Raw genomic sequence first — 13181 nt, forward strand, 5'->3', positions numbered from 1 at the left:
AATTCATCTTAAAATCCTTTTATTTCATCGTAAAGTCATCCATTTCAGGCAGTGATTTCATTTTCAAAAAGCCATGTCTGCTTTATAGTGCTTATATTTTTCAGAAATAACCTGTTCATTATGCGTGCTTTATTACAACGTGTACAACAAGCCAAAGTCGTGGTCGATGACCAGATTACAGGCGAAATTGGCACTGGTTTATTGGTATTCCTTGGAATCGCCAAAGAAGATAATTTAGACATTGGGAAAAAACTGCTCGATAAAATTTTTAAATATCGAATTTTTGATGATGAGCAAGGCAAAATGGGCTGGAATGTCGCTCAGGCACAAGGCGGTGTTTTACTGGTTTCCCAATTCACCCTCATGGCGCAAACACAAAAAGGTTTACGTCCCGATTTTGGCCCAGCCATGCCACCAAACGAAGCGAAAGCACTTTATGAGCAACTCGTTGAGTATGCCAAAAGCCAATATCCACAGGTTGAAACGGGGATTTTTGCCGCCGATATGAAAGTTCATCTGGTCAACGATGGGCCAGTTACTTTTAATCTGGAAGTAAATTAACCCATAAAAAAAGCCCTCGTCATTTTACGAAGGCTTTTTCATTTCATGCCAAGATTATTTACCAAACTTATGGCGAACAAACTCACGTGCATGTTGTACTTTTTCTTCTACAGGTTTCGGAAGTTTTGGTGGCAATAAACGTGCAACCTTATTAAACCAAACCAATAAAGTGAAATCGCCATCTGCTTTAATGCTACCGTCCTGAATACCAGTCATAAACGCAGCAGGACTCCCTTTTAACAAGGTTTTAACTGCCTGATCACTGTTTGCAAACTGCAAAGAAAAATCAGCAGGTTGTTCTGAACCAGCGACTGTTTCAACTTGCCCTTGATTTACGATAATTTGTCGAGCAAATCCCGCTTCAGTTGAAATTTGAATACGTAACTGACGATCATGGATGAGTTCAATAAATTTAGGATTGGTTTTCGCCAACTGCTTCATCCGCAGGGCAACCCCGACCAACAATAAATCGAGTGGATCTGTACTTACATTTACTAAAGGTAATTTTACGACAGGAATCGCAGAAAGCTTCATGTGCATTTAGCCTATTGTCATTTTGTCTTGATTTGAGTCATCGTATCATAACTTAATCGGGCTGCTACATTGCTTTGTATGATAATTTTTAAGAAAAAAAAGAAGGTGTATTTTTCAATACACCCGAGTTGAGTAAGCGCGAATCTTATTATTATTGTTCGTCATCATACACAGGGGTATGTTCAATCAGTTGGCGACGTGCCATTGCCTTTTGAGCCAATCGATCTGCTCTGAGTAAAACCAGTGTAATCACTGCCATTGCACAGCTTAATGCCGTTAAATAACTGTATGTCATTGGCCAATGAAATAGATGCTGCACACCAAAACGCACGATTTCGATCATGCCCCAAAACGCCATACCTGCAAACATAAACCCAAGCCAATGACGAAAGGGCGAAAAGAAAACAGCAACCAGTGCAATTAGAATCAAGCCAAGCCCCACAAAGCTGGCAAAATTTGCTGTTATCATAAAACCTCCGTCTATCACGCTCATGATGTGAGTGAAACGCTCAAAGCTATTTGCTGCTCAGTCGTTATTTGCATTTTGAATCGGACTTTTAAAAATGACCTTTGATTGCATTATGCAAAGTTTTTTCTAAAAAAAAAGGGGAATTTATCTCTTAAGCGACACATATTGTCGCAACATTATTTTGTCATTACAAAATTTTAGACCACAAAAATAAGCCAACGAAAGCATTTATCGCTGTTCGCGTGTCATTACAATTCATGACAGCATTTTGAAGATGATTTTTGAATTTTTTTCGCGGCTTTGAACCAAAAATATGTCTAAATTTTTCAGGCTTAAATCTTTCATTTTTATTAAAATAATATGACAAAAGTGCAATCCTGAAATTGCACTTTTATTTAGGCTTACAGCGTCAATTAAAGTTGCTGAATTTCCTGATCATGCATCCCCAAAAGATACAACACACCATCTAAACCAACATTAGAAATTGCATGGTCTGCTGTTTGGCGAACCAATGGCTTCGCTTTAAATGCTACGCCCAAACCAGCCAAAGCCAGCATCGGTAAGTCATTGGCACCATCACCAACCGCAATGGTTTGTGCCAAAGAAATGCCGAGTTTCTCTGACAATTCTTGAAGTAGTTCTGCTTTACGGGCAGCATCCACAATCTGACCTGAAACTTCACCTGTGACTTTGCCATCAACAATATCGAGATGGTTGGCATGTACTTCATCAATGCCCAGTTTTTGTTGCAGATATTCTGCAAAATACTGGAACCCACCCGAAAAAATAGCCGTGTGATAGCCCAATGCTTTTAAGGTTGAAATGAGTCGTTGTGCGCCTTCATTGATGGTCAGACGTTCTGCAATTTCTGGCAAAATAGCAGCATCTAAGCCTTTTAATAAGGCAACACGGGCACGGAAACTTTGTTGGAAATCAAGTTCTCCTTGCATTGCACGTTCAGTGATTTCTGCGACTTGTTCACCAACACCCGCTTCACGAGCCAACTCATCAATCACTTCCTGACCAATCAGGGTAGAGTCCATATCAAAGCAGATCAGACGACGATTGGTGCGGTACACATCGTTTTCCTGAACTGCAACATCGATATTGAGTGTGTTTGACAAGTTCAAGTATGCCTTACGCATTGCTTGAAGATCTGACACCTGCCCTTTTACTTTAAACTCGATACATGCACGTGCAGGAACCTGTGTTTGTTCAGCATCGCGATGTAGACGTGATGAAAGTCGGGTCACGGTTTCTACATTTAAACCTTGTTTTGCGACTTCTTCAGTCAAGGCATGTAGATCGGATGCGGTCAATTCTGGCGCGAATGTCGTCACAATATAACGGCGCTGCCCACCTTCACTTACCCATTGATCATATTCTGCGTTGGAGATTGGTTTCAAACGCACAGTTAAACCAATTTCATGTGCTAAAATAAGCAGTTCTTTCATTGCCAGTGCAGTTTTGGCAGGGTCATCGGATGCGGTGACAAAACCCAAGGAAAGCTGGTTATAAATCACCGCTTGGTTAATATCCAGGATTTGCAATGAATGATGGGATAAAATGTGTATCAATCGATTGAGTAAGTTCGGTTGATCAGGTCCTAAAAATGATATAAGGGTGATTTCTCGCATGGATTGACTCTAGTCTGAGCTACAATTATTGTTGGAATCATAATCGAATTTGAACTGAATTGCCTTGGAAGTTTATCTTGAATGCACCTAGACAAGGGCTATTTGCTAGCCTATTAATTGTAAGCTTTGCATTGCAAACCATTTTGTTGGTGATTGCGACCACACATCAACTCAAAGAAAACCGTGCCAATCAGGGACAACTGGTTACATCGCAACTGGTCACAGATAGCTTACATGAAATGGATCCGCCAAATCGTGTGTCTTTGGCATTACTGGTTGATCGTTATAAAACCAATCCAAGCATTGCCTCTATTCGCATTTTAGATGCCAACAGCCAAGTACTTGCAACGGATGGTTTATACAAAACCCGTTCAGGTGAAGTCTTCACCCGCGATGCCCTGCAAAATGAAAAGAAAGTCGGAAGCGTTGAAGTTACACTCATCAAGCCAAGCATTGGGGAAATTTTACGTAGCGAATGGCTCGCCATCTTTTTATCGCTACTGCTGCATGCCTTACTCTGGGTTGCTTATCGTGCCATTGCTCGTCCAAGTCGTAGTGAATACTTGGCACGCATTAACAATGAAATGCGTCTTAAACATGAAATTCAAGAATTAACTCAGGCACTTGAACAAGAAAAACATCAAACAGCGATTGCAATCGCACAGGTACAACAACAACCGAAAAAACAAACCTTACATCATCCTGCCTTACAACCAACACAGGATATGAACGAACATCAAATTGCGCTCAATATTCAATTCTATGATCCAAAACAACTGCTCGATACGGTTAGCCAATCTGTTTCTATTCCATACTTCAATCTTTGCCAATTATTTTTAAAGAAAAGTACCGAACTTTGCGCCAAACACTATCAACTTAATAGTGCCGACTTTAAAGTTGAACAAGAATTTGATCATGAGGGCGCAACGCTAAGCACCACCACACAGCATCCAAAAGCCACCGAATGTTTACTGATGATTGGAACTGTATTCCAGTTATTGTCAGAGGTACTCTACAAGCGTTACCGTGAAGAAAAGCGTTTCGTTTTACAAACCCGTTCTGCTGTCGCGGGCATGGTGGAAGATATGCAGCTTGACGCAGCTCAGGCAGCGACCCGTTTGGCGCATCATCTTACTGCAAAAGAAAGCGCACTTTACCTCAGCAATGACCTGCTTAAAAAAGTCAGTGACTGCTATCAACTGGTGGCCTTGCCAAATCCAAGCAATGTCCTCACGCGCCATGCATTTATGATTAACGGCATGAATGCTGAATGTGCTGAACTGGCACAAAGTTTACGTACCGAAATTTTAAAAGGTAAAAAGCAGATTTCAACCGAAGCTTAATCCCCTTCTGCTCGTTCCAGTTAAACCCGTGCTTTGATCTGATCATTCGCACGGGTTTTTCATTTTCTGGAAATAAATAACAATATTCAAAATTCGACTGAAAGAGATTTCAAGCTACAGTTGATTTTATGCAACTTGCCATTATTAACAATTAGATATCCATGTTTGCGACACTGCGTCACATAGATAAACATAGGCAAATGCAATTAAAAGTTGCTAATATAAGTTTCATATAATGACAGGCACAGCATGTGTGCAAACTAAATTAAGGTGAAAATGGATGGCGCTCAATACGGTTGAAGAGCTAGTCGAGGATGTCCGCGCTGGTAAGATGGTCATCTTAATGGATGATGAAGATCGTGAAAATGAAGGTGATTTAATTATGGCTGCGGCACATGTTCGTGCTGAAGACATTAACTTTATGATCACCCACGCCCGTGGTCTGGTATGTTTAACTTTGAGTAAGGAACGCTGCGCCCAGCTCAACTTACCCCTCATGGTTGACCAAAATGGCGCACAGCACGGCACAAACTTCACCCTCTCCATTGAAGCTGCCGATGGCATTACCACAGGTATTTCTGCCGCAGAGCGTGCGCATACTATTCGTACTGCCGTTGCTGCTACAGCGAAACCAAGCGATATTGTTCAACCAGGTCACATTTTCCCACTTATGGCACAACCCGGTGGTGTATTGCACCGTGCAGGACACACCGAAGCAGGTTCGGATTTAGCCCGTTTAGCTGGTTTAGAACCCGCTTCTGTCATTTGCGAAATCATCAAAGAAGACGGCACAATGGCTCGTCGTCCAGATTTAGAAATATTTGCCGAGAAACATGGCTTAAAAATTGGTACAATTGCCGATCTCATCCACTATCGGATGACCAACGAACAAACCGTTGAACGATTAAGCAAAGAAACCATTGATACCGATTATGGAGAATTCCAGTTATATCGTTATCAAGAACAAGGCAGTCCAGATATCCATCTGGCATTTGTCAAAGGTGAACCGAAAGAAGGTGTATCAACAGTCCGTGTTCACGGTTTTAACCCAACACGTGATTTGTTAAAACTGAAGAAACAGTCTGGTGAACCGGCTTGGAGTTTTGACCGTGCCTTACAAACCATTGCAAACAGCGAACGCGGTGTTTTGGTTTGGATTGGTCAGAAAAACTTGCCAGATTTAGGTGCAGCTTTAGATGCGCTTCACCATCCTCAAACAGGAAAATCAAATGCTGCCCTGTCACATCAATATCAAACCATTGGTGTAGGTGCACAGATTTTACGTGATTTGGGTGTGGAGAAAATGAATCTGCTCAGTTCGCCTTTACGTTTTAATGCCCTTTCAGGTTTTAATTTAGAAGTGGTGGAATATATTTCTGCCGAAGATGCCACTGGAAAATAATCGAGGTTGCTATGGCGATTCGCCGTATTGAAGGTTTATTACATCTCGCAAGCGAAGGCCGCTATGCGATTTTAGTTGCTCGTTTCAACAGTTTTGTCGTTGAACATCTTTTAGAAGGGGCAATTGATACTCTAAAACGCCATGGTGTTGCTGAAGAAAACATCACGGTGATTCATGCTCCTGGTGCTTGGGAATTGCCTGTCGTTGCAAAAAAATTAGCAAATTCAGTACAGTTCGATGCCATTATTGCCTTAGGTGCAGTCATTCGTGGTAGTACACCACACTTTGACTTCGTGGCAGGCGAATGTGCCAAAGGATTAGGAGTTGTTGGTTTAGATGCAGGCCTACCTGTGATTAACGGTGTTCTGACAACAGACAGCATCGAGCAGGCGATTGAACGTTCAGGCACCAAAGCTGGCAATAAAGGTAGCGAAGCTGCTTTAACGGCCATTGAAATGGTGAACTTGCTAAAGGCTATTTAATTCATGTCGCAAACATTACAAGCAATTTATGCAGCAAAACGTAAAGCACGTCGTTTTGCTGTACAAGGAATCTACGAGTGGCAAATGAGCCACAACCCTGTTCATGAAATTGAAGCGCGTACACGTGCCGAAAATGCCATGCACAAAGTAGACTTAAACTATTACCATGAGTTACTCACTCAAGTGATTGCAGACCACGAAGCACTTGATGCATTACTTATTCCTGTTCTTGATCGGGAAGTAGACGCATTAGATGGTGTTGAACTGGCAACTTTACGTTTAGGCGCTTATGAACTTCGTAACCACATGGAAATTCCATACCGTGTTGTGTTAGATGAAGCAATTGAACTTGCAAAACACTTTGGTGGCGCAGACAGTCATAAATACATCAATGGTGTACTTGACCGCCTAGCACAAAGCTTACGTGAAGCTGAAAAACAAGCTTAATCAGGCGAAACTACATGGCCGAATTCTCAATTATTGACCGTTATTTCAAAACACAGCGCCCCCTATCTACAGCGGGAACTGAACTGGGTATCGGAGATGATTCGGCTGTGGTCACGCCTCCCCACGGACATCAACTGGTGATCTGTACAGATACGCTGGTTGCTGGTCGACATTTTCCGCTTTCGACTTCTGCCCATGCCATTGGCTGGAAAAGTGTTGCCGTCAACTTATCTGACTTGGCAGCCATGGGTGCAACACCCCACAGCATCTTACTCGCGCTCAGCTTGCCTGAGGTCGATGAAACATGGCTCAGTGACTTCTCACAAGGCCTATTCGATTGCTGCGCTCCTCATCAGGTTCAACTGATTGGCGGAGATACCACTCAAAGCCCACATTTAACCATCAGTGTTACTGCTTTGGGCTGGATTCCACAGGGACAAGCCATTACTCGTCAAGGCGCAAAGGTTGATGACTACATTGTGGTTAGCGGTCAAATTGGCGATGCTGCTTTTGCGCTACATCATTTAGGGCATTCATTACAACAACGTCTTGACTACCCGACACCACGCTGTGAATTAGGCCTGCAATTACGCAACTTTGCCTCAAGCATGATTGATCTGTCCGATGGGCTGATTCAGGATCTTGGGCATATCCTTCAAGGTTCACAGGTCGGTGCGATTTTAAATTTAGAAGATTTACCGATTGATTCCTCATTGTCACATTTACCTCTGCCCCAACAATGGCAATATGCACTTGCAGGAGGCGATGACTATGAGCTCTGTTTCACCATTTCACCACAAAAATATGCAGAACTCTCATTAAAAGAAATTGATGTTCCTCTTAAAATTATTGGACAAATTCAAGCATCACCTCGCTTAGAACTCCAATATCAGGGTGAAATACAACATTTAGATCTACACGGATATCAACACTTTGCATAAACCATCTATCAACTTTCAAGCCATGTCTTGGGCACAGCGTTTGGTTGTCTTTTGTGGTGTTGGCTTTGGTTCAGGTTTAACCCCCAAAGCACCCGGCACATTTGGATCAGCATTTGCATTGTTGTTTATTCCACTGTGGCTCTCACTTGGGTTTTCAGGTTCAGTCTTTGTCATCATCATCATGTCGCTTGTCGGTATCTGGATTTGCGGAAAAACAGCCGAAATCATACAAGTACACGATGATGGTCGTATTGTTTGGGATGAATTTGCAGGGCAATCTATTAGTTTACTCCCTTTAATCTATTTTAATCTAATCGAGTTAAAATGGATTCTAATTGGATTTGCCCTGTTTCGCCTATTTGATGTTTGGAAACCGTGGCCTATCCGCATTGCCGATCAAAAGGTGGCTGGTGGCTTCGGAATTATGCTCGACGACATTATTGCAGGCCTTTGGGCGGCAATATGTATTCTCATCTATTTATTGCTTTCTGGTGCTTCAGCACCATTTAAGTAGGTTATTATGTCAACTACCGTGATTATTCTTGCTGCAGGTAAAGGCACTCGCATGCGTTCGCAGCTGCCTAAAGTTCTTCAACCTTTGGCAGGACAACCCTTGCTCGGTCATGTCATCCATACCGCAAAACAATTACAGGCTAAAAACATTATTACTATTTTTGGTCATGGCGGTGATTTGGTTCAGCAAGCGTTTAAGAATGAACAAATTGAATGGGTTGAACAAGCCGAACAGCTCGGAACAGGACATGCAGTACAAATGACCCTGCCCGTTCTTCCTCAACACGGTACATCGCTGATTTTATACGGTGATGTTCCTTTGGTTCATCAAGAAACACTTGAAAAATTGTTACATGCCACTGCACAAACAGGAATCGGTATGATTACCCTGAATGTGACCGACCCAACAGGTTACGGGCGCATTGTACGGGAAAATGGTAAAATTCAAGCTATTGTCGAACATAAAGATGCCACCGATGCACAACGTCAGATTCAGGAAATTAATACTGGAATCTATTGTGTTAGCAATGCCAAATTACATAAATGGTTACCTCGTCTATCCAATAACAATGCACAAGGCGAATATTACCTAACAGATATTGTTGCTATGGCCGTAGCCGATGGACTTGAAATTGCCTCGATTCACCCCGAATTAGCATTTGAAGTTGAAGGCGTAAATGACCGTATCCAACTTGCAGCACTTGAACGCGAATATCAGGCACAGCAAGCACTTGAACTGATGCGCCAAGGCGTTACATTCAGCGATCCAAAACGCTTTGATTTGCGTGGTTCACTTAAAGTCGGTCAGGATGTCCGTATCGACATCAATGTCATTATTGAAGGCGACTGTGAACTGGGTAACAACGTTGAGATTGGTGCAGGATGTATTCTCAAAAATACCAAAATTGCAGCTGGCACAAAAGTTCAGCCATATAGTATTTTTGATAGTGCCGTTGTCGGTGAAAACACGCAAATTGGCCCATTTGCCCGTCTACGTCCAGGCGCAAAATTAGCGAACGATGTGCATATTGGTAACTTTGTTGAAGTTAAAAACTCATCGATTGGTTTAGGTTCAAAAGCAAATCACTTTACCTATTTGGGTGATGCCGAAGTCGGTGCAGGCTCAAATATTGGTGCGGGTACCATTACCTGTAATTATGATGGTGTCAATAAGCATAAAACCATTATTGGTGATGCTGCTTTTATTGGCTCGAACAGTTCACTGGTTGCACCTATCCAGATTGGCAATGGGGCAACTGTAGGTGCGGGTTCAGTGATTACACGTGATGTACCTGAGAACACGCTGGCATTTGAACGTGCTCAGCAAATTGAAAAAGCAAATTATCAACGTCCCCAAAAGACTAAGAAATAAGAGGAATATATTATGTGTGGTATTGTTGGTGGCGTTGCAGAACGTAATATTAGTGAAGTACTCATTGAAGGGTTAAAGCGTCTGGAATATCGTGGTTACGACTCTGCTGGTCTAGCCCTCGTTCATCATCATCAAGTCCTTCGCGAACGTCGTGTAGGGAAAGTGGTGAATCTCGAAGAAGCCGTTCAAGAACAACATTTGCTTGGTTCATTGGGAATTGCACATACACGTTGGGCAACTCACGGTAAACCAACTGAGGTGAATGCTCACCCGCATATTTCAGGTAAAGTTGCTGTTGTTCACAATGGTATTATCGAGAACTATGCTGAACTAAAAGTAGAGCTACAAGGCTTGGGTTATGTGTTTACCTCGCAAACAGATACTGAAGTTGTTGCGCACCTCGTTGCTGAATCATTAAAAACACATTCTAGCCTTTTGAATGCCGTACAGCACATTGTGCCGCGCCTTAAAGGTGCGTATGCACTGGGTATCGTCCATGCAGATTTTCCAGATGAACTCATCACGGTTCGTGAAGGTTCTCCACTGGTGATTGGTGTGGGAATTGGTGAAAACTTTATTGGTTCAGACCAACTTGCTCTTTTACCGATTACAAACCGCTTTATTTACCTTGAAGAAGGCGATATTGCCCGCCTAACACGTACTTCAATTGAAATTTTTGCGCACGGGACTCAATCTATTGATCGTCCTGTTAAAGAACTTGATGCGACAGTAAGCAATGTTTCTAAAGGCGAATATAAACATTTCATGTTGAAAGAAATTTATGAACAGCCTGAAGCATTACAACAAACCATTTCTCAAGCGTTAAATGGCAATGGTTTACGTGAAGATTTCTTAAAAAATGCTGAATCTGATTTTGAGAAAATCGAACAGATTCAAATGATTGCATGTGGTACCAGTTACCATGCAGGTATGATTGCAAAATACTGGGCAGAGCAACTGATTGACATTCCATGTCAGGTTGAAATTGCCAGTGAATTCCGTTATCGCTCCCCTGTAATTATCAATCGTACATTGTATATCTGTATTTCGCAGTCAGGCGAAACAGCAGATACCCTTGCAGCATTACGTGACACACAAAAACGTGCCGCAGAAAAAGGGTTAGACATTGCAACGCTCGCAATCTGTAATGTTCCAACTTCTTCAATGATTCGTGAAACAAATCATTCTTTACTTACACTTGCAGGACCTGAAATTGGTGTTGCTTCGACCAAAGCCTTCACAACGCAGCTTGCAGCATTAATGCTCCTTGTTTTGAAAATTGGGCACGTCAAACAGCGTATTTCAGCACAGCAAATGGATGAAATTACGCGTGAATTATGGCATTGTCCAAAAGTGATTCTGGATACCTTACAACACAATGCAGAAATTTTACGTCTTTCTGAACTGTTTGTTGAAAAACAGCATTGCTTATTCTTAGGGCGTGGAACCAATTTTCCAATTGCGCTTGAAGGTGCATTGAAATTGAAAGAAATTTCATATATTCATGCGGAAGGTTATGCTGCTGGTGAATTAAAACATGGCCCATTGGCATTGGTTGATACTGAAATGCCTGTTGTTATCCTCGCACCGAACGATGACATGCTCGATAAATTAAAATCAAATATGGAAGAAGTACAGGCACGTGGTGGTGAACTTTTTGTTTTTGCCGATGAAAACAGCAATATCAAAGAAAAAGATCGCCAACATGTAGTCAACATTCCAAGTGTCAATCCTTGGTTAGCACCAATTATTTATAGTATCCCAGTACAGTTGTTGTCTTACCATGTTGCGGTTTTACGTGGTACAGATGTCGACCAACCACGTAACTTGGCAAAATCGGTTACGGTTGAATAAGCTAGGGCTGAAAATGGCAAGAGTTGTATGAGAGTACTTTTAATGTACTCTCATACAATAGAAAAAAGCTTTGAACCTAAACAGATGAACAAAGTGATGAAAACCTCAAAAGATAAGTAAAATAGAATTTGTAGGATCTACTCAACACTCAATCCATGTGTTTCATTTTCGTCTATCACCCCATCTTTTTAATTAAATCTTAAAGCATCAATAACTAACTTCAAAGCTGGAGACTGTTGATGTCGATGTGGGTAATATAAATGGTAACCTTGAAACTGGATACTATAGGGCTCAAGTACTTTAATTAAACGCCCACTTAACAGGTCATCTTCAACCATATCTTCAGGAATATAAGCAACACCTAAGCCTAAACGCACAGCATCCACACTATGGTAAGACTCATTAAAGATCCATTGTCCACTGATTTTAATTTTGACTTCCAGCCCATCATGTTTAAACTCCCAAGCATATATTCCTCCCTGAGTCATTAATCTAAAACCAATACACGAATGCTGATATAAATCTTGAGGAGTCTGCGGTACGCCATTTTTTTCAAAATACTCAGGGGTGGCGACAACGGCCATATTAACATCTGGACCAATTCGAACAGCGATCATTCCCTCAGCAACCCGACTACCAAACCGAACACCTGCATCAAAGCGTTCTGCCACGATATCAACCATACCGCTATTCGCTGTCAACTCGATATTGATGTCTGGATAAAGTTGGGTCAACTGCTGTAATTTAGGTAATAAAATTTGACGAATCGCATGACTACTGGCATTAATCCTTATCGTTCCCGCAGGACTGTCCCTCAGTTTGGTCAGTAATGAAAGTTCATTATCAATATAGTCAAAGCTAGAACTAATCGTTTGCCGTAATCGTTCCCCTGCTTCTGTAGGCGATACACTTCGGGTCGTTCTAGTAAGCAGCAACATCCCTAAACGCTTCTCCAACCCACGGATAGTATGACTTAAAGCTGACTGGGAAACCCCTAGTTTCCCTGCTGCCTTAGTAAAACTTCCCTCTCGAGTTACCATCAGGAAAGCATAGAGGTCGTTGTAATTTTCTTTTGTAATCACAATGCTTGTATCCCTGTTTGAAATTGCGCTTGAAATCAGTATAGAACTTATTAATTAGTTTTTTTCATGATTCCATTCAATTTTAAGTCCTTAATCATTTATTTTCCCATTCTTATACTCGTAACAATATAAATTTAATGGATAAAGTTGAAATGAAAAAAAGTGATCTTGATAGATGCAAATGGTCTTACAACACAATAGGTCATTTCATGATGGATCAAACAACCTAATGTACAATTAAGTTTATTTTTTCGTCAGAAAAGTAAACTCCATATTGTCCATAATGATAAACAGATCGACATATTTGAAGGAGATGCCATTCAGCGGCAGGATATTGTAATCAGTACCTTGGGAGGTATGGATTTGGATGCCAAAACCGAAAATATTGTCAAAGTTATGCAGGAAATGGGCGTCAAACATTGACTAATTTAAGAACCGCAGAGGGGATTGAACATCCTCCTCTGGAATATACCATTTTACGCCCTGTATGGCTTAGGGACAAATCAAACATCTGAACGGTTATCGTTCATTGATGAATTTTAAT

The 13181-nt window shown here is 41.6% G+C and carries 13 protein-coding genes; 9 read left to right on the plus strand and 4 right to left on the minus strand.

Going from position 1 to position 13181, the window contains the following annotated elements; all coding sequences use genetic code 11:
- The first annotated feature begins 120 nt into the window (after window positions 1-120).
- A complete protein-coding gene (gene dtd / locus ABDV70_RS11375; protein ID WP_343597848.1) occupies window positions 121-561 on the plus strand; it encodes a D-aminoacyl-tRNA deacylase in 441 nt (146 codons plus the stop codon).
- 54 nt (window positions 562-615) lie between these two features.
- Here dtd and ABDV70_RS11380 read toward each other — a convergent pair whose 3' ends face one another.
- From ABDV70_RS11380 to serB, 3 genes are all read right to left on the minus strand, one after another.
- Window positions 616-1095, minus strand: coding sequence for an SCP-2 sterol transfer family protein (locus ABDV70_RS11380; protein WP_343597849.1), 480 nt, complete (start codon window positions 1093-1095; stop codon window positions 616-618).
- Window positions 1096-1246: 151 nt separating this feature from the next.
- On the minus strand, window positions 1247-1564 hold the full coding sequence (gene aciT, locus ABDV70_RS11385; protein WP_343597850.1) for an AciT family ciprofloxacin tolerance protein: 318 nt from the start codon (window positions 1562-1564) through the stop codon (window positions 1247-1249).
- A 413-nt stretch (window positions 1565-1977) separates the two neighbouring features.
- Window positions 1978-3201, minus strand: coding sequence for a phosphoserine phosphatase SerB (serB, locus tag ABDV70_RS11390; RefSeq protein WP_343597851.1), 1224 nt, complete (start codon window positions 3199-3201; stop codon window positions 1978-1980).
- A gap of 77 nt (window positions 3202-3278) precedes the next feature.
- Between serB and ABDV70_RS11395 the strand changes: the two genes are divergently transcribed.
- The 8 genes from ABDV70_RS11395 (at window position 3279) to glmS (ending at window position 11555) form a co-directional block, all read left to right on the plus strand.
- Window positions 3279-4544 (plus strand): hypothetical protein, encoded by a 1266-nt coding sequence (locus ABDV70_RS11395; RefSeq protein ID WP_343597852.1) that lies wholly within the window; start codon window positions 3279-3281, stop codon window positions 4542-4544.
- Between the two features lie 280 nt (window positions 4545-4824).
- Window positions 4825-5946, plus strand: coding sequence for a bifunctional 3,4-dihydroxy-2-butanone-4-phosphate synthase/GTP cyclohydrolase II (ribBA, locus tag ABDV70_RS11400; protein ID WP_343597853.1), 1122 nt, complete (start codon window positions 4825-4827; stop codon window positions 5944-5946).
- Between the two features lie 11 nt (window positions 5947-5957).
- Window positions 5958-6428, plus strand: a complete 471-nt coding sequence (gene ribE, locus ABDV70_RS11405; protein WP_343597855.1) for a 6,7-dimethyl-8-ribityllumazine synthase — start codon at window positions 5958-5960, stop codon at window positions 6426-6428.
- Between the two features lie 3 nt (window positions 6429-6431).
- Complete coding sequence (nusB, locus tag ABDV70_RS11410; protein WP_343597857.1) at window positions 6432-6875, plus strand: transcription antitermination factor NusB; 444 nt, start codon at window positions 6432-6434, stop codon at window positions 6873-6875.
- Between the two features lie 14 nt (window positions 6876-6889).
- Window positions 6890-7816, plus strand: a complete 927-nt coding sequence (gene thiL / locus ABDV70_RS11415) for a thiamine-phosphate kinase (RefSeq protein WP_343597858.1) — start codon at window positions 6890-6892, stop codon at window positions 7814-7816.
- 22 nt (window positions 7817-7838) lie between these two features.
- On the plus strand, window positions 7839-8330 hold the full coding sequence (locus tag ABDV70_RS11420) for a phosphatidylglycerophosphatase A (RefSeq protein WP_343597892.1): 492 nt from the start codon (window positions 7839-7841) through the stop codon (window positions 8328-8330).
- A 6-nt stretch (window positions 8331-8336) separates the two neighbouring features.
- Window positions 8337-9701 carry a bifunctional UDP-N-acetylglucosamine diphosphorylase/glucosamine-1-phosphate N-acetyltransferase GlmU gene (glmU, locus tag ABDV70_RS11425; protein ID WP_343597859.1) on the plus strand — a complete coding sequence of 455 codons (1365 nt, stop codon included), beginning with the start codon at window positions 8337-8339 and terminating at the stop codon, window positions 9699-9701.
- A gap of 12 nt (window positions 9702-9713) precedes the next feature.
- Window positions 9714-11555, plus strand: coding sequence for a glutamine--fructose-6-phosphate transaminase (isomerizing) (gene glmS / locus ABDV70_RS11430; RefSeq protein WP_343597860.1), 1842 nt, complete (start codon window positions 9714-9716; stop codon window positions 11553-11555).
- Between the two features lie 188 nt (window positions 11556-11743).
- Here glmS and ABDV70_RS11435 read toward each other — a convergent pair whose 3' ends face one another.
- Window positions 11744-12637, minus strand: coding sequence for a LysR family transcriptional regulator (locus ABDV70_RS11435; RefSeq protein ID WP_343597861.1), 894 nt, complete (start codon window positions 12635-12637; stop codon window positions 11744-11746).
- Between the last annotated feature and the right edge of the window lie 544 nt (window positions 12638-13181).

It is taken from the genome of Acinetobacter sp. (genome assembly GCF_039596015.1).
In the GTDB taxonomy this organism is placed as follows: Bacteria; Pseudomonadota; Gammaproteobacteria; order Pseudomonadales; family Moraxellaceae; genus Acinetobacter.

Bases quoted from the DNA above. Each gene is read 5' to 3' on its own strand.
- dtd (WP_343597848.1), top strand. From the start codon at position 121: ATGCGTGCTTTATTACAACGTGTACAACAAGCCAAAGTCGTGGTCGAT.
- ABDV70_RS11380 (WP_343597849.1), bottom strand. From the start codon at position 1,095: ATGAAGCTTTCTGCGATTCCTGTCGTAAAATTACCTTTAGTAAATGTA.
- aciT (WP_343597850.1), bottom strand. From the start codon at position 1,564: ATGATAACAGCAAATTTTGCCAGCTTTGTGGGGCTTGGCTTGATTCTA.
- serB (WP_343597851.1), bottom strand. From the start codon at position 3,201: ATGCGAGAAATCACCCTTATATCATTTTTAGGACCTGATCAACCGAAC.
- ribBA (WP_343597853.1), top strand. From the start codon at position 4,825: ATGGCGCTCAATACGGTTGAAGAGCTAGTCGAGGATGTCCGCGCTGGT.
- ribE (WP_343597855.1), top strand. From the start codon at position 5,958: ATGGCGATTCGCCGTATTGAAGGTTTATTACATCTCGCAAGCGAAGGC.
- nusB (WP_343597857.1), top strand. From the start codon at position 6,432: ATGTCGCAAACATTACAAGCAATTTATGCAGCAAAACGTAAAGCACGT.
- thiL (WP_343597858.1), top strand. From the start codon at position 6,890: ATGGCCGAATTCTCAATTATTGACCGTTATTTCAAAACACAGCGCCCC.
- ABDV70_RS11420 (WP_343597892.1), top strand. From the start codon at position 7,839: ATGTCTTGGGCACAGCGTTTGGTTGTCTTTTGTGGTGTTGGCTTTGGT.
- glmU (WP_343597859.1), top strand. From the start codon at position 8,337: ATGTCAACTACCGTGATTATTCTTGCTGCAGGTAAAGGCACTCGCATG.
- glmS (WP_343597860.1), top strand. From the start codon at position 9,714: ATGTGTGGTATTGTTGGTGGCGTTGCAGAACGTAATATTAGTGAAGTA.